At 52.7% G+C, this 18,834-nt stretch carries 20 protein-coding genes; 13 read left to right on the top strand and 7 right to left on the bottom strand.

Features of this window, described 5'->3' with window-relative positions; translation table 11 throughout:
* Nucleotides 1-192: 192 nt before the first annotated feature.
* Complete coding sequence (locus R3I13_RS26780; RefSeq protein ID WP_346321073.1) at nucleotides 193-591, bottom strand: thiol-disulfide oxidoreductase DCC family protein; 399 nt, start codon at nucleotides 589-591, stop codon at nucleotides 193-195.
* On the bottom strand, nucleotides 591-1,931 hold the full coding sequence (purB, locus tag R3I13_RS26775) for an adenylosuccinate lyase (RefSeq protein WP_346321072.1): 1,341 nt from the start codon (nucleotides 1,929-1,931) through the stop codon (nucleotides 591-593). The genes R3I13_RS26780 and purB overlap by 1 nt, the downstream gene beginning before the upstream one ends.
* 59 nt (nucleotides 1,932-1,990) lie before the next feature.
* Between purB and R3I13_RS26770 the strand changes: the two genes are divergently transcribed.
* Together R3I13_RS26770 and R3I13_RS26765 are read left to right on the top strand one after the other, a co-directional pair.
* Nucleotides 1,991-2,728 (top strand): menaquinone biosynthesis protein, encoded by a 738-nt coding sequence (locus tag R3I13_RS26770; RefSeq protein ID WP_346321071.1) that lies wholly within the window; start codon nucleotides 1,991-1,993, stop codon nucleotides 2,726-2,728.
* Nucleotides 2,729-2,772: 44 nt separating this feature from the next.
* Nucleotides 2,773-3,429, top strand: a complete 657-nt coding sequence (locus R3I13_RS26765; RefSeq protein ID WP_346321070.1) for an NAD(P)-binding domain-containing protein — start codon at nucleotides 2,773-2,775, stop codon at nucleotides 3,427-3,429.
* On the opposite strand, the gene R3I13_RS26760 is transcribed toward R3I13_RS26765, so the two are convergent.
* Nucleotides 3,355-4,635 carry a TCR/Tet family MFS transporter gene (locus tag R3I13_RS26760; protein WP_346321069.1) on the bottom strand — a complete coding sequence of 427 codons (1,281 nt, stop codon included), beginning with the start codon at nucleotides 4,633-4,635 and terminating at the stop codon, nucleotides 3,355-3,357. The genes R3I13_RS26765 and R3I13_RS26760 overlap by 75 nt on opposite strands.
* A gap of 129 nt (nucleotides 4,636-4,764) precedes the next feature.
* Between R3I13_RS26760 and R3I13_RS26755 the strand changes: the two genes are divergently transcribed.
* A complete protein-coding gene (locus R3I13_RS26755; RefSeq protein ID WP_346321068.1) occupies nucleotides 4,765-4,926 on the top strand; it encodes a DUF1328 domain-containing protein in 162 nt (53 codons plus the stop codon).
* 3 nt (nucleotides 4,927-4,929) lie between these two features.
* Here R3I13_RS26755 and recF read toward each other — a convergent pair whose 3' ends face one another.
* A complete protein-coding gene (gene recF / locus R3I13_RS26750) occupies nucleotides 4,930-6,018 on the bottom strand; it encodes a DNA replication and repair protein RecF (RefSeq protein WP_346321067.1) in 1,089 nt (362 codons plus the stop codon).
* Nucleotides 6,019-6,171: 153 nt separating this feature from the next.
* On the opposite strand from recF, the gene pdhA reads away from it, so the two are divergent.
* The 6 genes from pdhA (at nucleotide 6,172) to R3I13_RS26720 (ending at nucleotide 10,560) form a co-directional block, all read left to right on the top strand.
* Nucleotides 6,172-7,182: a pyruvate dehydrogenase (acetyl-transferring) E1 component subunit alpha gene (gene pdhA, locus R3I13_RS26745; RefSeq protein WP_346321066.1), complete on the top strand. Its 1,011-nt coding sequence runs from the start codon at nucleotides 6,172-6,174 to the stop codon at nucleotides 7,180-7,182.
* 35 nt (nucleotides 7,183-7,217) lie between these two features.
* Nucleotides 7,218-7,919, top strand: coding sequence for a tetratricopeptide repeat protein (locus R3I13_RS26740; protein WP_346321065.1), 702 nt, complete (start codon nucleotides 7,218-7,220; stop codon nucleotides 7,917-7,919).
* A 9-nt stretch (nucleotides 7,920-7,928) separates the two neighbouring features.
* Nucleotides 7,929-8,432, top strand: a complete 504-nt coding sequence (ribH, locus tag R3I13_RS26735; RefSeq protein WP_346321064.1) for a 6,7-dimethyl-8-ribityllumazine synthase — start codon at nucleotides 7,929-7,931, stop codon at nucleotides 8,430-8,432.
* Between the two features lie 76 nt (nucleotides 8,433-8,508).
* A complete protein-coding gene (locus tag R3I13_RS26730) occupies nucleotides 8,509-9,228 on the top strand; it encodes a (Fe-S)-binding protein (protein WP_346321063.1) in 720 nt (239 codons plus the stop codon).
* Nucleotides 9,229-9,322: 94 nt separating this feature from the next.
* Nucleotides 9,323-9,733 (top strand): EVE domain-containing protein, encoded by a 411-nt coding sequence (locus R3I13_RS26725; RefSeq protein ID WP_346321062.1) that lies wholly within the window; start codon nucleotides 9,323-9,325, stop codon nucleotides 9,731-9,733.
* Between the two features lie 146 nt (nucleotides 9,734-9,879).
* On the top strand, nucleotides 9,880-10,560 hold the full coding sequence (locus tag R3I13_RS26720) for a Sir2 family NAD-dependent protein deacetylase (protein ID WP_346321061.1): 681 nt from the start codon (nucleotides 9,880-9,882) through the stop codon (nucleotides 10,558-10,560).
* A 90-nt stretch (nucleotides 10,561-10,650) separates the two neighbouring features.
* Here the strand turns inward: R3I13_RS26720 and R3I13_RS26715 are convergent, their stop codons facing one another.
* A complete protein-coding gene (locus R3I13_RS26715; RefSeq protein WP_346321060.1) occupies nucleotides 10,651-11,976 on the bottom strand; it encodes a saccharopine dehydrogenase C-terminal domain-containing protein in 1,326 nt (441 codons plus the stop codon).
* 361 nt (nucleotides 11,977-12,337) lie between these two features.
* Between R3I13_RS26715 and gyrA the strand changes: the two genes are divergently transcribed.
* The 4 genes from gyrA to R3I13_RS26695 all read left to right on the top strand — a co-directional run bounded on the left by gyrA (nucleotide 12,338) and on the right by R3I13_RS26695 (nucleotide 17,927).
* Entirely contained in the window at nucleotides 12,338-14,935 is a 2,598-nt protein-coding gene (gene gyrA / locus R3I13_RS26710) for a DNA gyrase subunit A (protein ID WP_346321059.1), read from the top strand.
* A 43-nt stretch (nucleotides 14,936-14,978) separates the two neighbouring features.
* A complete protein-coding gene (locus R3I13_RS26705; protein ID WP_346321058.1) occupies nucleotides 14,979-16,226 on the top strand; it encodes a hypothetical protein in 1,248 nt (415 codons plus the stop codon).
* A 261-nt stretch (nucleotides 16,227-16,487) separates the two neighbouring features.
* Entirely contained in the window at nucleotides 16,488-16,847 is a 360-nt protein-coding gene (locus R3I13_RS26700) for a KGG domain-containing protein (RefSeq protein ID WP_346321057.1), read from the top strand.
* Nucleotides 16,848-16,979: 132 nt separating this feature from the next.
* Nucleotides 16,980-17,927 (top strand): NADP-dependent oxidoreductase, encoded by a 948-nt coding sequence (locus R3I13_RS26695; RefSeq protein WP_346321056.1) that lies wholly within the window; start codon nucleotides 16,980-16,982, stop codon nucleotides 17,925-17,927.
* A 5-nt stretch (nucleotides 17,928-17,932) separates the two neighbouring features.
* On the opposite strand, the gene R3I13_RS26690 is transcribed toward R3I13_RS26695, so the two are convergent.
* Both R3I13_RS26690 and R3I13_RS26685 read right to left on the bottom strand, forming a co-directional pair.
* On the bottom strand, nucleotides 17,933-18,286 hold the full coding sequence (locus R3I13_RS26690) for an MmcQ/YjbR family DNA-binding protein (RefSeq protein WP_346321055.1): 354 nt from the start codon (nucleotides 18,284-18,286) through the stop codon (nucleotides 17,933-17,935).
* 5 nt (nucleotides 18,287-18,291) lie between these two features.
* On the bottom strand, nucleotides 18,292-18,660 hold the full coding sequence (locus tag R3I13_RS26685) for a VOC family protein (RefSeq protein WP_346321054.1): 369 nt from the start codon (nucleotides 18,658-18,660) through the stop codon (nucleotides 18,292-18,294).
* Nucleotides 18,661-18,834 lie beyond the last annotated feature (174 nt).

Genomic DNA, 18,834 nt, shown 5'->3' with positions numbered 1-18,834 from the left:
TAACTTCTTATCCGGATCAAGTCCACGTCATCTCCGGCTCATCTCCACATTTCCGGTATTATTCCATTAGTTTTCCATGGCATCACCCTTTCATATTACTTCGGTCTTATCTCGTTCTTATCACGATTGTGGCTTTATTCCCGATCGCTGGTATTATCCATAAAAAAGGGCCGGCAACCGCCAGCCCTTTACTTATTGTATAAACTTCCGCCGGACGCGTTCGTCCGGCACCATGCAGGTCTCTTTTTTACCGAACCATTTATACCGGTTCTTCGCCACCAGGCCATACACCGCATCCCGCAAAAAAGGAGGGAGGATGATGAACGCATAACCCAGGTTCACCGGGAAACCCAGCCTGCGGGCAACCTTCAGCGCTGCGGTACTTTTCGTGTACGCCTTTCCGTTATTGATCAATATAAACGTACTGAGCGTATTGGGATCCAGCTGGTACTGTTCCTGCAAAGCCTGCCCCACGGCAGATTGCAGGGGAGCAAAGCGGAAACGGTCGTGTTGGTCGCGCCTGATCACGAAGTTCACGCTGGCATTGCAGAAGTTGCACACTCCATCAAACAGTATGATGGCATGCTCCATTAGTGAATGCCGGTATAGTTGTGCGGGGTGATGGCTTTCAGCTCTTTTTTGAGCGCAGCGCTGATCTTCAGCCCGTCAATGAATTTGTGCATGGTCTTCTGCGTGATCTGGTCGCCGCCGCGGGTCAGCTCTTTCAGCGCTTCGTAAGGCGCGGGATAATTCTCGCGGCGCAGTACCGTCTGGATAGCTTCCGCCACCACGGCCCAGTTGCGCTCAAGATCCTCATGCAGTTTGGTTTCGTTGAGGATGAGTTTATTCAAACCTTTGTCCAGGCTCTTGAACGCCAGCAGCGTATGCGCGAAAGGCACGCCCACATTGCGCAGCACGGTGGAATCCGTAAGGTCGCGCTGGAGGCGGCTGATGGGCAGCTTGGCGCTCAGGTGCTCGAAGATGGCGTTGGCCAGGCCAAGGTTGCCTTCGGCGTTTTCAAAGTCGATCGGATTGACCTTATGCGGCATGGCGGAGGAGCCCACTTCGTTCTTTTTGATCTTCTGCTTGAAATAATCCATGGAAATATAGGTCCACACATCGCGGGCGAAATCCACGAGGATGTTGTTCACCCTTTTCAGCGTATCGAACTGCGCGGCGATATTATCGTAGTGCTCTATCTGCGTGGTGAATTGCATGCGTTGCAGGCCCAGCACGTTGTTCACGAACTTGTTGCCGAATTTTTCCCAGTTCACGGCAGGGAATGCCACATGATGCGCGTTGAAATTGCCGGTAGCGCCGCCGAATTTCGCTGCGAAAGGAATATCCGCCAGCAGTTTCACCTGTCCTTCGAGCCTTTCCACGAACACCTGTATCTCTTTACCGAGGCGGGTAGGGGAAGCGGGCTGGCCATGCGTGCGGGCCAGCATAGGCACATCTTTCCAGTCTTTGGCAAATTTCTTCAGATGAAGGATGAGGTTGGAGATGGCGGGAAGATACACATGTTCCACGGCTTCCTTCCAAAGCAGGGGTGTGGCGGTATTGTTCACATCCTGCGAAGTAAGGCCGAAGTGCACCCATTCCAGTTTGTCTTCCAGCCCGAGGTTCTTCATCTCGTTCTTGAGGAAGTATTCCACGGCTTTCACGTCGTGGTTGGTCACCTTTTCGGTATCCTTTACCAGCTGGGCGTTTTCGAGGGAAAACTCCTGGTAGATCCTGCGCAGGGCAGGGATCTTGGCTTTGGGGATCGAAAAAAGCTTCTGTTCAGACAGGGCAATGAAGTATTCCACTTCCACCTGTACACGGTAACGAATCAACGCGAACTCGGAAAAATAGGGCGCCAGTTCTTCCAGTTGACCCCTGTAACGCCCGTCTACCGGGGAAATAGCAGTTAAAGCTTGTAATTGCATCATGTATTGATTATCCTGTCAAATAAAATTCCTGTATTTTAGCAGGCTCAAAATTACAGAAATTGGAACGGAAAGTAAAAGTAGCGGCAGTCAGTTATCTGAATACAAAGCCTTTGTTGTACGGATTCAAGGATCATAAAGTGCTCCGGTCCATGGAACTCACGATGGATTACCCCGCTAAAATTGCGCGCCAGCTGATAGACGGCGAGGTGGATGTGGCGCTGGTGCCCGTAGCGATTATTCCTAAACTGAAAGAATATCACATTATCGCGGATTTTTGCATCGGCGCGGAAGGCCCCGTGGCGTCCGTCTGCCTTTTCAGCGAAGTGCCCCTGCAGGAGATCAAACGCATTTATCTCGATTACCAGAGCCGCACTTCCGTGGCGCTGCTGAAAGTGCTGGTGCGCGATTACTGGAAGCTGAACGTGGAATTCGTGGAAACGGCCGGCGGTTACGAAGATCAGATCAAAGGCACGGACGCCGGGCTGGTGATAGGAGACAGGGCGCTGCGGCAACGCCATATCTCGCCTTTTGTGTACGACCTGGCGGAAGCCTGGATGCGCTTTACCAGCCTTCCTTTCGTGTTTGCCGCATGGATCAGCAACAGGCCGCTGCCTATTGAGTTCATCCAGCTTTTCAACGACGCCAACAGCATCGGGCTGAACAGCCTGCCTGCCGTGGTGGCGGAGAACAGCAGCCCTGACTATGACCTTACGACCTATTATACACAAAATATCAGCTACCGCCTAACCCCCGCCAAACGGCAGGGCATGCAGCGTTTCCTCTCTTACCTGCAGTAAATGCCGGGGCTTTTGTGTAACTTACCATACTAAATCCTGGTAGTATGAAGATCGCTATCCTTGGATCGGGCGCGGCAGGCATTGCGCTTGCAGCGGGCTTTTCGCGCCTGGGGCATGCTGTCAAGATCGGCACCCGCCATACCGGTAAGGAATCGCTGGAAAAGTGGCGGAGAGAGCACAGCAGCGTCAGCATAGGCCCTTATTCAGAAGCCGCGGCCTTCGGTGATGTCATTTTCCTCTGCACCAGCTGGCAGGGCACCAAGGAAGCCGTGGAAATGGCCGGCATCTGGAACTTCAAGAAAAAAATCCTCATAGACGTTACCAACCCGCTAAACGGCAAGGAGTCCGACAAGACCGGCCGCCTCCGATTTGCGCCCACCGGCAGCGCGGCTTCCGGTGGGGAACAGGTGCAGGCCTGGCTGCAGGATGCACATGTGGTGAAAGCGCTCAACACCATTGGCAGCGAACTGATGGTCAACCCGCAATTCTCCCGGGGAACCCCGGCCATGCTGATCGCCGGGAACGACGACCTGGCCAAGCTGGCCGTCTCTGACCTGCTCAGCCAGATCGGCTGGAAAGATATTATCGATACCGGCGGCATAGACATGTGCCGCCACCTGGAATCTCTATACGTGCTGTGGTTCGCCTACGGCTTCCGGAGCGGCAGCTGGGATCACGCTTTCGGCCTTTTGCGGGAGTGATTTCCGGAAGCTGCGTATGGCCAGTACCGCGGCCGTGAGCGTGAGTAAAGCGCTCAGGTGAAAAGGCGCGGCCGGGAAATGGACAGGCGTGCCGTCCTTCGTGCAATAATGGAAAAGCCCCGTCATCACCAGCGGCCCGATGATATTGGTAAGACTGATAAGGCTGGTAAAAGCGCCCTGCAATTCCCCCTGTTCATTGGGCGGCACCTGGTTGCTCATCACGCCCTGCAGGCTGGGCCCGAAAATGCCGCCCATGCTGTAAACGGCCGTTACGGCAAACATCATCCAGCCTTCTGTGACCATCCCGAACAAAATGAAGCTCAGCCCGTAGATCAGCAAACCGACATACACCGCGCGGTGATAGCCCAGCTTAGGCAGCACGGCCCTGATAAGCCCGCCCTGCACAATGGCCAGCATCAGGCCGGAAAAGGAGAGGGAATAACCCACCATCTTCTCCGTCCACCCGAATTTGTACATGGTAAAGAAGGTCCAGTTGCTCTGGATGGAATGAACGGCGGTGAACACCAGCGCGATGGCGCCCAGCAGGGAGTATATCTTCTTGTATTTGCGTATTTGTATCAGCGCTCCCACGGGGTTGGCGCGTTTCCATTCAAAAGCCCGCCTGTTCTCTTTTTTGAGGGATTCGGGGAGAATGAAATAACCATACAGCCAGTTCACCAGTGAAAACCCGGCGGCCAGCAGGAAAGGCGCGCGAACGCCCCATGCATCGGCCACGAGGCCGCCGATGGCGGGCCCGAGTATAAAACCGAGACCGAAGGCCATGCCCAGCAACCCGAAGTTCTGGGCGCGTTTTTCGGGCGTACTGATGTCTGCAATATAAGCGGAAGCGGCCGTCATGCTGGCCCCGGTGATGCCGAGGATGATGCGGCCCACGAACAGCCATACGATAGAAGGGGCAAAGGCCAGGAACAGGTAATCGACGCCCATGCCGAACATGGACATGAGCAGCACGGGCCTGCGGCCGTATTTGTCGCTAAGCCCGCCGAGGATGGGGGCAAAGAAGAACTGCACGAACGCATAGGCAAAGGTGAGCCAGCCGCCGTATTGGGAGGCGTCGCTCACGTTCCCTTGAATAAGCTGTTCAATGAGTTTGGGGATTACCGGGATCACAATGCCGAAGCCAATAAAATCGATCAGTAAGGTGAGGAAGATAAAGGTCAGTGGCCCCGCTTGCCTGCGTATCATAAAAAGAATTTGCGCGAAATTAAGCGTATTTCCATCCCGGCCGCGGAATAAATGTCCAACTGCATTCGTGGAATGATAATTGTAAAAGGAAGGATATAGCGATATTGTTTAACCTTAAAAACCTTGATTATGTTACGTTGGGCAGTTATTTTCCTGATCATCGCCATCGTGGCCGCCATCTTTGGTTTTGGCGGCATTGCGGCCGGCGCGGTATCCATCGCCAAGATCCTCTTCTTCATTTTCATCGTGCTTTTCCTTATTTCCCTGATAGCAGGATTGATGCGGCGTTAGCACTTATTCCTCCTGCATGGATATCAGCTGGATCACTTCAGGATTGTCTGCAAATGCGGCGCGGAGCCTGTCTCCATGCGTGTCGGTAATGAACACCTGGCCGTAACCGGGGCCCTGCACCAGTGCAATGAGCCTTGAAACCCGCTCCTGGTCCAGCTTTTCGAACACGTCGTCCAGCAGCAGGATGGGAGGGAAGTGCTTATGTTCGCGGATGGCCTCGTACTGCGCCAGTTTGAGCGCGAAGAGGAAACTCTTGCGCTGGCCCTGTGAGGCGCTGGTTTTCATGGGATGCTCGTCCAGCAGGAACAGCAGGTCGTCGCGGTGAATGCCCTGCGTGGTGCGCTGCAGCTGTTTGTCGCGCAGGCGGTTGGCCGCCAGCAACGCGGCCAGCGGTTGTTCCAGCAACTGGCTCTGGTAGCGGAAGGCCACGGTTTCATGCTGCCCGGCCAGGTAATCGTAGCGGTCCTGCACTTTGCCGATGAAAGTTTCCAGGAAATCCTTCCTTGCTTCAAAAACGGGTACCCCATGTTGTACCAGTTGTTCATCAAAAACGTCCAGCAGCGGGTCCGGCGAATGGGTCATGGTGAGCATGGCCTTCAGCAGGCTGTTGCGCTGCTGCAATATTTTATGATAGGCGATGAGGTGGTCCAGGTAACCGGGAATAAGCTGTGAAAGCAGCGCATCCAGCCACCGGCGGCGGTCTTCGCTGCCCCCGAGGATGATCTCCGCATCGTCCGGGGCGATCATCACGGCGGGAAACTGCCCGATATGGCGGGAGAATTTATCATAGGGCTCATCGTTCAGCGCAATATCTTTTTTCCCTTCCTTCACGGTGCATACGATCTTCTCTTCCTTTAAATGCCTTTGCAGGCTGGCTTCCAGCCTGAACCCGTTCATGGTATATTGTACGTTCTGGCTTTCCGCGGTGCTGAAATAACTTTTGGTGAAGCAGAGGTAATAGATCGCATCGAGCAGGTTGGTCTTCCCGGAGCCATTGCGGCCGGTGATGCCTACGATCCGGGAGGTGAACCGGAAGCTGCGGTGGGCGTAATTCTTGAACTGGGTGAGTGATATTTTGGAAACGGAAAGCAATCTTGGCCGGAATAATTAATATAATGAAGTAATATTTTTAATGCATGGAGGAGCAATATCTTGCGCTCCCGGAAGCGGGTTTGTGCTTCCTTCTGCAAAATTGCTTGAATTTGCAGATTTTCCTGTTATATTTGCGAACAAATTTAGAAGATAGTGCAAACTTTAACAGACGTGAAGACGAAATTCACCAAAGAGACTTATCTATACTGGTACGAATTGATGCTGTTACTGCGCCGCTTTGAAGAGAAAGCTGGGCAACTGTACGGTATGCAAAAAATACGTGGGTTCTGCCACCTTTACATTGGTCAGGAAGCGATTGCGGCAGCTGCGATGACGGCTACCAAACCCGGCGATAAATTCATCACCGCCTACCGCGACCACGCGCTGGCGATCGCCAAAGGCATTACTGCAAAGGAATGCATGGCGGAACTGTATGGTAAGGCTACCGGCTGCTCCAAAGGCAAAGGCGGTTCCATGCACTTTTTCTCGAAAGAACACGGTTTCTTCGGCGGCCACGGCATCGTAGGCGCCCAGATAGGCACTGGCGCAGGCCTGGCTTTTGCCGAGCAATACCTGGGCACGCAGAACGCAGTGCTTTGTTTCTTCGGCGACGGCGCCGCCCGCCAGGGTATGCTGCACGAAACCTTCAACATGGCCATGCTGTGGAAACTTCCCGTGGTATTCATCTGCGAGAACAATCACTACGCCATGGGTACTTCCGTTGAACGTACTTCCAACGTACTCGATATCTACAAACTGGCCGACGCTTACGAAATGCCCGCCGATTCTATCGACGGCATGAGCTGCGAAGCCGTTCACGAAGGCATCGAAAGGGCGATCAACCGTGCGCGCGAAAACGGCGGCCCGACCCTGCTGGAGATCAAAACTTACCGTTACCGCGGCCACTCCATGAGCGACCCCGCCAAATACCGCACGAAAGAAGAGGTGGAAGAATATAAAGAAAGAGATCCGCTCACGCTGGTGCTCAACACCCTGCAGAAAAACAAGTGGATCAACGATGCAGAACTGGAAGCGATCAACGAAAGGGTGAAGAACGAGGTGGAAGAATCCGTGAAGTTCGCGGAAGAAAGCCCCTGGCCGTCTGACGATGAACTGCTGAAAGACGTGTACATCCAGCAGGATTATCCTTTCATCGTTGACTAATTCCCTGTCCACCTATCAAATATTCAACTACAACAATGTCAGAAAATAAACCACACACCAAACAACCGGCAGCTGCTGCCAAAAACCAGGATTTTGACCTGCAGGCAACGGCAGACCGTGCGCAGGACTTTTATTCAAAGAACAAGAACGTGATCAACATCGCCATCCTGGCGGTAGTAGTGATCGTGGGCGGTTACTTCGGTTACACCCGCTTTGTGAAAGCTCCTGCCGAAAAGAAAGCGCAGGAAGCCATCTTCGCCGCACAGAACAATTTCGCGGTAGATTCCTTCAAGCTGGCGCTGAACGGCGACGGCAACAACTACGGTTTTCTCCAGGTGATCGATAAATACGGCAGCACCAAAGCAGGCAACCTCGCGAAATACAGCGCAGGCGTTTGTTATGTGAAGCTCGGCGAATTCCAGAAAGGCATCGACATGCTGAAGAGCTTCTCTTCCGGCGACCTGGTGGTACAGTCCATGGCCAACGGCCTGATCGGCGACGCTTACATGGAGCTGAACAAAGTGGACGACGCCGTTTCTTATTATAAAAAAGCCGGCGCAGACGATAACGAACTGCTGAGCCCCATGTACCTGTTCCGCGCAGGCCTGGCGCTTGAAAAAGGCAACAAGCCGCAGGACGCGATCGCGATCTACCAGCAGATCAAACAAAAATATCCGCTGTCTACCGAAGGTGGCCAGATGGATAAATACCTGGCAAGGCTGGGTGTGGTGAAATAAATACGGGAAATGTCCATACATAATCAGACCTTACTCAACAACGCTGGCATTCTTCAACTGGAGGGTGCCAGTGTTGTTATTGTTTATACGGAATGGAATGACTTTATAGTCAACGAACTGGTGGCAGGCGCAGAGCGCACGCTGGATGAATACAAAGTAGGCCACAAAAAGCTGGTAGTGCCCGGCTCTTTCGAATTACCCTTTGCCTGCCGGCAGATCTGGGAACAATCCAAAGGCACCGGCAGCCAGCCCAGCGCCATCATCGCTTTCGGCTGCGTGATCAGGGGGGAGACCCCGCACTTCGACTACGTATGTAAAGCAGTTACAGACGGGATATTGCAGCTGAATATGGAGCTTCCCGTGCCGGTGATCTTCGGCATACTCACGGTGAATAACCAGGAACAGGCTACAGACCGCCTCGGCGGCGCGCATGGGCACAAAGGCGAAGAAGGCGCTCTCACAGCCCTCAAGATGATCAGCTTCCAGCGGCAACTTTCAAAAAGCTATCTGTAATCAGCAACAAACTATCTGCGTGTTATGCTGTAACACCTTATTTTTGATGCTTATTGACCCAAACTGATACTGACAGATGAACGTACACCTTTTCATACCGTGCTTCGTAGACCAGCTTTTTCCTGAAACCGCTTTCAATATGGTAAAAGTGCTGGAGAAACTGGGGTGCAACGTGAGCTATAACACAGACCAGACCTGTTGCGGCCAGCCCGCCTTCAATGCCGGTTACCAGGACGAATGCCGCTCCGTGGCCACCAAATTCCTCAAAGACTTCCATACATACGATTATATAGTCGCGCCCAGCGGCTCCTGCACCGGTTTTGTGCGCAATTACTACGGCAAGCTGTTCGACAACTCAGCCGCTCACAACGATGTAAAGCTTCTCCGCAAAAACCTCTACGAATTCACCGAATTCCTGGTAGACGTGCTGCATGTAACAGACATCGGGGCCACGCTCGAAGGCGTAGGCACCTACCACGACGCCTGCGGCGCCCTGCGCGAATGCGGCATCAAGGAAGGGCCGCGCAAGCTGCTCGAAAAAGTGAAAGGGCTGGAGCTGCGCGAAATGAACGACAGTGAAGTATGCTGCGGGTTTGGCGGTACATTTGCCGTGAAGTACAAACCCATTTCACTGGGCATGGGCGAACAGAAAGTGCACAACGCCAGCGACAGCGGGGCCGATTACCTCATCTCCACCGACCTCAGCTGCCTCATGCACCTGGATGGCTACATCCGCAAACATGGGCAGAACATTAAGATCATGCACATCGCGGACGTGCTGGCCAGCGGCTGGTAAACCGCCGCGGTCATTTGTAAGCGCCGCCGCATGCGCAGCCGGATGGGCTTTAACACAGCGATTCATACTATCTAACTGATAAAAACTTCGGGCAATGCAATACTGGTTAGTGAAATCCGAACCTTTTAAATACTCCTGGGATCAATTTGTTGCAGACGGGAAAACGCATTGGGACGGCGTACGCAATTACGCTGCCCGCAACAACCTGCGCGCCATGAAAAAAGGCGACCAGGTGCTCTGGTACCACAGCAACGAAGGCCTTGAAATAGTGGGCATCGCGAAAGTGGTGAAAGAATCTTACCAGGACCCCACTACGCCCGATCCTGCCTGGCTGGCGGTAGACCTTGCGCCGCTGAAGAAATTGAAAAAGCCGGTGACGCTCGCGCAGATGAAGGCAGAAAAAAGCCTGGCGAACATGGACCTCATCAGGCTGGGAAGGCTTTCGGTCGGCACGGTGAAAGCAGAAGAGTTTGAAAAAATAATGGAAATGGCGAACGCCAAATAAATGCCTGCAAAGCCCCGCTGATGCGGGGTTTTGTTTTTAAAAGCACTTTGCCTGCAACAGCTTTTCATGCAACATGCATCTCCCGCATGCATGCGTTTTTTAAGTCCTCTCTTTTTGACTTAATATTGTAGAAAGCCAGATAACAAATGAAACCAAAGCTTATCGTGCTCACCGGCGCAGGCATCAGCGCCGAAAGCGGCCTCCGCACTTTCAGGGACAGCGACGGATTGTGGGAAGGGTACGACATCTACGAAGTGGCGAGCCCGCTGGGCTGGGAAAAGAATCCTTCGCTGGTACAGGATTTTTACAACATGCGCCGCAAAGACGTGATGGCCGCGCAGCCCAACAGTGCGCATATGGGTCTTGCGCAGCTGGAAGAATGGTACGATGTGCGCATCATCACGCAGAATATAGACGACCTGCACGAGCGCGCCGGCAGCACGCGTGTGCTGCACCTGCATGGAGAGATCCTCAAAAAACGCAGCGTGCTGAATGAAACAGAATTATATCCCGTGGAAGGAGATATCGCGATGGGAGAGCTGGCGCCGGATGGCGGGCAGTTCCGCCCGCATGTGGTTTGGTTCGGCGAATCGGTGACCATGATAGAGCCCGCGGTGCTGGAGATCGTGCAGGCAGACCTGTTCGTACTGATCGGCACTTCACTGAATGTGTATCCCGCGGCGGGGCTGGTAGATTACCTGCGCCCGGGCGTGCCGAAATACATCATCGATAAAAAGATACCGCCGGTGAAAGGCAGCGATTACCACCTGATCGAAAAGCCCGCCACGGAAGGGATGGCGGAGCTGATGGCGCTGCTGAAGAAATAAAAAAACCGTCCCGGCTAAGCCAGGACGGTCCGTACATTCACATGTTCAATCTCATTACAAGACGGAGTTTACATAGGAAAAAATATTTTCTTATTCGAAACTCTCTTCAAACCTGATATCGTATTCCTCGAGTTCCCTCAGTACAGGATTGTATACTTCGGGCATGACGGGGATCTGTAAACCTGTTAATTCCAAATTGCCTGACAGTACCAGTTTTGCCATGATGCCCAGCGGCAGGCCGACTGTTTTGGCCATTGCGGTGCGGAGGTTGTCTTCTCCCTGGACGATCATATAACTGTGAAGCTTGGTGCCCATGTTGCGTCGTTCGAATTCGATCTCGTGCAGCATGACGATCATATCCTTGTCTGATGGTTCCATTTTGAGCTTTGTATCGAGCACATGCTGCAGTACGCCCGCGTTGGTTTGCTCTCCTAAGTTAATCAATTCCCCGTTCAAAATACCGAGAAATTTAAGCTGGCGCAGCAGTTTGCTCTTGCTGCTCACCCCCAGGAAATTCGCCACGTTCTCTTCGTGGCTGAGGTTCGCATCCACCGGTATGTTTTGCGAGGCCCAGGTGAAATAAGGCATGTTGTTCGTCTGCTGTTTCTTTGCATCATCTGTAAGCCCCAGCTTGATGAGCGCGTTCCAGCCTTCGCAGAAGTCCGGGTAACGCAGGGTGGCGCGCATGAAAGTGGGGATGTTGCCGAGATTATACACATCCACATAGCTGAGCGAATCGCGGTTGGGGTAATAGGCGAGCTTGCCCAGGCCGGGGATCTGCACGGTCTTGTTCTGGTCGAACAGCTGCTGGTAATCCACTTCCTTCACCTTTCCCTTTTCTTTGTAAGTGGCGCCTGAAATGCCCGCCAGTACGATGTTCCGGGAGTTCCAGGAGATCTTGTACTGCCAGGGGTTATCGTTGCTTTCGGGAGAAACGAGGCCCCCGCAGTAGGATTTGAAACAGTAGATCTGCCCGCCTTTCTTTTCAATGGAATGGATGAGCTTCATGGCAGACATATGATCGATCCCCGGGTCGAGCCCCATTTCGTACATGAAGAGCAGGCCGGCTTTTTTGATGTCCTTTTCCAGCTTGCGGATCTCGGGGTCTATGTACGAAGCGGTGAGGAGGTTTTTGCCGAACTGCAGGCAGTCTTTGGCGATGACGATGTGCAGGGCCGGGGGAAGAAGGGAGATAACGAGGTCGGTTTCCTGGATAAGCTGCTGCCGGGCAGCCTGGTCTTTGATATCAAAAGCGGCGGGTGTGGCGTAATACGACTTGCCGATCTTGGATTTGATCAGCATAAGGTCGCTGTCTGCCACGGTAATATGCCACTTCTGCCGAGGGGCGTTGGCCAGCAAATAGTCTATCAGCACGGTTGCTGATTTGCCGGCGCCAAACAATAGAATATTCTTCATATTACTAGAAAATGGTTAAAAACTACAGGGAGTAAACAATAAAATCCCGGGAATGTTCAGATAAACACTGCGTTCCGTTGGTGTTTCGTTCATTGTTCCGCTCCCACAATAAGGTATGATTTTCATAGGGTTATAAACAAATTGCTTGCCAATTTGTGATCGGCTGGTATATATCAAATTTAAGATATATAGAACATTTACCGGAGATGACGCGAAGGTATGGCAAATAGTTTTAAGCATCAAACCCGCAGGTGGTTGTTTTTTATTCACAAATAGCCCCCAAACCCTCTGAATACGGGCTGAAAGCGTTATATTTGCTCTTCATTTAAAAGGGCTGAAAAACCTGTAAACCAATAACATAATGACAGAGAATACGGACAATCAAGACAATCAAAAGGAAGGTAGAATTGTTCAGATCAACATTGAGGAGCAGATGAAGACCGCGTACATCGACTATTCCATGTCGGTGATCGTGGGGAGGGCATTGCCGGATGTGCGTGACGGCTTCAAACCGGTGCATCGCCGGGTGTTGTTCGGGATGAATGAGCTGGGTAACACCCACAACAAACCCTATAAGAAATCCGCCCGTGTGGTGGGAGACGTAATGGGTAAGTACCACCCCCACGGAGACGCGTCGGTATACGACACCATGGTGCGCATGGCGCAGCCCTGGAGCCTCCGCTACATGCTCATCGACGGTCAGGGTAACTTCGGTTCGATAGACGGGGACATGCCGGCGGCCATGCGTTACACGGAGGTGCGCCTCCAGAAGATCGCGGAAGCCATGCTGGAAGACCTTGATAAGGACACTGTAGATTTCACACTCAACTTTGACGATACGCTGGAAGAGCCAGTGGTACTGCCTACCCGCATACCCAACCTGCTGGCGAACGGCGCCTCCGGCATTGCCGTGGGCATGGCCACCAACATCATGCCCCACAACCTTACGGAGCTGGTAGACGGCCTGCATGCGCTGATCGACAATAAAGACATCACGATAGACGAGCTGGTGAAGCACGTAAAAGCGCCCGACTTCCCGACGGGCGGCATCATTTACGGCTTTGAAGGCGTGAAGGCCGGCTTTGAAACAGGCCGTGGCAGGGTAGTGGTGCGCGGTAAGATCACTTCCGAAACCACCAAATCCGGCAAGGAAAAGCTGATCATTTATGAGCTGCCTTACCAGGTGAACAAGGCGGTGCTGCACCAGAAGATCGCCCAGCTGGTGAACGATAAGGTGATAGAAGGCATCAGCGACGTGCGCGACGAAAGCGACCGCGACGGCATGCGCCTGGTGATAGACCTTAAGCGCGAAGCCATTCCCAACGTGATCATCAACCAGCTGTATAAATATTCCGAGCTGCAAACCTCTTATGGCATCAACAACGTGGTGCTGGTAAAAGGCCGCCCGAAGGTGATGAACCTGAAGGAGCTGCTCGTGGAATTCGTTGAGTTCAGGCATGAAGTGGTGACCCGCCGCACGCAGTACGAGCTGCGCGAAGCGGAAAAGAAAGCCCACATCCTGGCCGGTTATCTCATTGCGCTGGACCACCTGGACGAAGTGATCGCCCTGATCCGCAACTCCACCACGCCGGAAGTGGCCCGCGAAGGACTGATGAGCAACTTCGGGCTTACCGAGATACAGGCTAAAGCCATCCTGGAACTGCGCCTGCAACGCCTCACCGGCATGGAGCGCGACAAGATCCGTGAAGAATATGAAGACATCATGAAACTGATCGCCCGCCTGAAAGAGATCCTCGGCGATGAAGGCCTGCGTATGCAGATCATCAAAGACGAGCTGGAAGACGTGAAGAAAAAATTCGGCGACGAAAGGAAGACCGAGATCCAGTACCTGGCTGCGGAAATGAGGATAGAAGACATCATCGCGGAAGAAGACGTGGTGATCACCATTTCGCACCTCGGTTATATCAAACGCACTTCCGCCTTCGACTACCGCCAGCAGAAACGCGGCGGCCGCGGGGCCATCGGCGGCAAAACGCGGGACGAGGACTATATCGAGCACCTGTTCGTAGCCTCCACCCACCACACCATGCTGTTCTTCACCGAAAAAGGCCGCTGCTACTGGCTGAAGGTATACGAGATACCCGAAGGTGAAAAACAAAGCAAGGGCCGCGCGATCCAGAACCTGATCACCCTGCCTTCTGACGATAAGATCCGCGCGATCATAGACATCAAAGACCTGAACGACAAGGATTTCATCAACAACCACTATATTGTGCTGTGCACCCGCAACGGGATCATCAAAAAGACCCTGCTGGAGGAATTCAGCCGCCCGCGTGCGAACGGCGTGAACGCCATTACCGTGAACGACGGCGACCAGTTGCTGGAAGCCAAGCTCACCAACGGCAACAGCGAGATCATGATGGCCATCCGCAGCGGCCGCGCCATCCGTTTCCCCGAAAATACCGTGCGCGACACCGGCCGCGGCGCCATTGGCGTAAGAGGTATCGAGGTGGATAATGAGAACGACGAAGTGGTTGGTATGATTTGTGTTGATAAGGAAGATAAATCCAGGACCGTACTGGTGGTATCCGAAAAAGGGTTCGGCAAACGCACCGAGATCGAGGAATACAGGATCACCAACCGCGGGGGGAAAGGCGTGAAAACCATCAGCATCACCGAAAAGACGGGCCCGCTGATCGCCATCCTGGACGTTACCGAAAACAACGACCTGATGATCACCTGTAAATCCGGCATCACCATCCGCATGGCAGTGGGCGACATCCGCGAAGCCGGCCGCGCCACGCAGGGCGTAAGGCTGATCAGGATGGACGAAAGCGACGAGATCGCCGCAGTAGCCCGTCTCGACGAAGAGGAGGAAGAGCTGGAAACCGTAGAGACCGTTGCAGGTTCAGAAATTTCGGTAGATGAAGGGGAAGAAGGGAACGGTGAGGATAATGCCGCGGAAAATACAGGAGACGAAGAGGAAACCAATGCATAAAAAATTTCAACCTTAAACAATAATTACAAAAAACCTGAGCCACATGAAAAAACTATTTGTATCTCTGCTGTTTTGCGGCGCAAGTTTCGCTGTAGTGGCGCAAAAGGCAAAGATTAACAGTGCAGATGAGGCATTGAAGGGCGACAAGATCGACCAGGCAAAAGCAGATATCGAAGCAGCACTCGCAAATGAGAAAACGAAGGACGACGCCCGTGCATGGTATGTTAAGGGGAAGATCTATGAAACCGTAGCGCTGAAGAACAAAAGCGCGGCAGATGCAGAGACCGCTTACGACGCTTTCAAGAAAGCCCTTGAGATCAATCCCAAGCTCCCTGAAGCACTGCTGGAAATGAATAACCGCATGTTCAATGTATACGCTACCATCGGCAACGCCGGTTATGGCAACCTTAACGAACAGAAATGGGATTCTTCCTACCAGTACTTCAAAAAAGCCGGCGAAGTGCGCGACTATTATAATGGTAAGAACCTCGGCGGCAGCATTCCCACCGATACCGCCATGGTATTTTACGCAGGTTATGCCGCTCAGCAGGCCGGTAAAAAAGACGAGGCTTTCGAAATGCTGAAAAAGGCCGCAGCCCTCAAATTTAAAAATGAGCCCGCCCTGTATGTAGTGCTGGCGCAGCAATATGAAGAAAGAGGCGACAATGCGAACTGGCTGGCCACGATCGATTCCGCGAAAGCCATGTTCCCGGCAGATAAACGTTTTAACGACATGGAAATGCTGTATTACAGCAAGACCGGTAAAACGAACGAGCTGTTGACCATGATGGAAAAGAAAGTGAACGACAACCCGAACGATTTCGCCCTGGTGCTGGATTACGCTATCCGCGTGGATAACGTGGCCAACCCCCGCGACGAAAAAGGCGCAGACCTGCCCAAGCCCGCCAACTACGACGAGCTGATGAATAAAGCGGAAGAAGTGTACAAAAAAGCGCTGGCCCTGAAGGCAGACGACGCTACCGCCAACTTCCAGCTGGGCGCGCTGTACTTCAACCGCGCGGTTGCTTTCAACAAGGAGCTGAACGCGCTGGACAGCAAGCAGCAAAGCTCTCCCAAAGCAAAAGAACTGCAAACGAAAGTTCAGGCCCTGATGGACCAGAGCCTGCCTTATTTCGAGAAAGCTGACGCAGGTTTCTCCGGAATGGGCAAACTGGAACCCAGCGACAAACGCACTTACGAAAGCGCGCTGTACGCACTGCAAAAGATCTACGCTATCAAGAACATGAACGATAAAGTAGAAGTAGTGAAGAAAAAACTGGAAAGCCTGTAATTTCTTTACGGTATAAATTTTTAAAAGGCAAGGGGCGACCCTTGCCTTTTTTGTTGCCCCATGCTGTTTGCATTATTCCACAATGCTGTTGTTCAAACCCATTTGCCCGCTTCCGCTTGTTGATCGCAAGGCTACCTATATCAGTCTGTTAAATATTCCCCTCAATTCTATGCATAAATGATACGGCTATTGGCATAATAATTACCCCATAATCATGAGAGTCATGTAATTATTCACTTAACCATATCAAATCCTTAATTTATGGTCACACAAGCAAAAACTACCGGAACTCAGGAGGCAACCAGGCATCATGGTACGTATCAGGATGACCAGGCAACGCGGCATACACGTATGCACAGCGAAGATGATGCAGAATTTGATGACGACGACAATCAAAGGCTGGAGGGTTATGACGAAAACGAATTAGATGCAGATGACCGCCGTAATCGCCGGGAAGCTGCCCTGGCCGACGGGGACGCGGCCGCACATGAGCAACCGCAGAAGCGGACGCCCAGCAGGCGCGGATTTGCTGCCATGGATAAAGAAAAACAGCGGGCAATCGCCAGCAAAGGCGGTAAGGCCTCACATGGCGGTGGACGCAAACCCAGTAAAAATCGTTAGTGTTAAAAAGCACTTGAAAAAAAGCGTGTATCAAAACCTGGTACACGCTTTTTTGTGCACCCTTTTCATTGATCTGTACACTTCCCGGCCAGGTAAAATAACCGTACTTTGTTGCCTGGTAAATGATGTAAAATGAAAGCAGTAGCTATCCATGAATTTAAAGCGGCTCCCCAGGTGATGGACATCCCGGAACCCGCCGTGAAAGAAGGTACTTTTAAAATAAAGATCGCCGCCGCGGGCCTGAATCCTTTTGACTGGAAACTGGTGGACGGGATATTGAAAGATCATATGCCGCACGTGTTCCCCATGATCCTGGGTACAGATGCCGCCGGCGTGGTGGTGGAAACAGGCGCCGGGGTAACGCGTTTCAAAGCCGGGGACAAAGTGTATGGCCAGGTGATCCATGCGCCGGTTGGCGAAGGCGCTTATGCCGAATACGTGACAGTGCCCGATACCGTAGCCATGGCCAAGGCCCCCGGAAAGATATCCCTGGCGGACGCCGCCGCAGCGCCCACCGCGGGCATGACGGCCATGCAGCTGTTGGACAGGTCCGGTTTGCAGGCCGGGCAAACGCTGCTGCTCATCGGCGCTACCGGCGGCGTGGGTTCTTTTACCGTGCAGGTGGCGAAAGCAAGAGGCGTTAATGTAATTGCCACCGTTTCGGGCGCTGAGGCCGCAGAGCGTATGAAAGCGCTGGGAGCTGCCGGTACCATCGATTATACAAAAGCACCCGTGGAGGAGCAGTTCCCGGGCGGGGCGGATGCGCTGATAGACCTCGTGAGCGACAAAGCGGGCCTCGCAAAGCTGACCCCATTGGTAAAACGCGGGGGAACCGTGCTCACCACGCAGTTTGTGGCAGACAAAAACGCATTGAAAGAACAGGGCCTGCAGGGCGGCAATTTCGAAACACAGGGCAGCCCGGCTTCGCTGGATGCATTACGCGAACTGATCGATTCCGGGACGCTCAGCATACCAGTGGACAAAAAGGTCCGGCTCGAGCAGGCGCCGGCGGCCATTTTAGAAAGCCGTGCGCGGAAGAGCAAAGGAAAAACGATCATCCTGGTGGATGAGGGGCTGTAGGCCTTTTATTTACCTGTCAATTCTTCTCTCAGTTTTTTAGGCAACCCGGCCACAACCAGGTCGTACGATTTGCGCGTCCATTCCAGCAGCAGCTTGTCCGGGATGGAACCGTCGAACGATACGGTGTTCCAGTGCTTTTTATTCATGTGATAGCCGGGTGTAACGCCTTCATATCTTTCCCGAAGTTCCACGGCTTCGTCGGGGTCGCATTTCAGGTTCACGCTTTCGAAATTGTTCACATCCAGGAGAGCGAACAGTTTGCCTTTTACAAAAAAGACCAGCGTATGTTCCCCGAATGGGAAACCTTCTTCGGTGCCCGGCAGGGAAAGGCAGAATTGCATATATTTATCCAGGTTCATAAGGTTTATTGCATTTTTGAAATGACGAAGCGGAAACCATCAGGATCAGCAAAGGTCGTTCCGTTATTGTTCCAGTAGGGATTTTTGGCGGGAAGTTCCGGTGCGCCGGTCCGGCGTACTTTTTCCGTGAACGCCGGGTATTGGTCTGCGGGCACGTAAAAAACCAGCAGATCATCTTCGTCCGGGTGATGGTCCGGGGCTTCCGGTGATACGGTAAATTCCAGGTGCCAGTTTTCGCCGGGGATGCCAAGGAAAATGCCATCGTATTCCTGGTGGTTTTCGAAGGAGCCGAGTACTTCCAGGCCTAAAGCTTCCTGGTAAAAGGATGAGATCCTTTCCAGGTCGGATGTATGGCGGGCGACGCGTAGCCTCATTGTTTAAATTTCCTCTAAATTATTGAATTTCAACAGGAGAGGAGTCATTATTCTAAATTTTAATCAGGAACATTAACAATCCTGGTACTTTTTGGAACCGCCTATCTCAAATTTAATTTCAAGTGAAATTCAATAAAAGCAGGATTGTTTCATGTTTTATTCTGGATACTCAAT

It is taken from the genome of Chitinophaga sp. YIM B06452 (genome assembly GCF_039655965.1).
Lineage (GTDB): Bacteria > Bacteroidota > Bacteroidia > Chitinophagales > Chitinophagaceae > Chitinophaga.
Note: the sequence above shows the minus strand (reverse complement) of the source record. Positions and strands in the feature narration are given on the sequence as shown.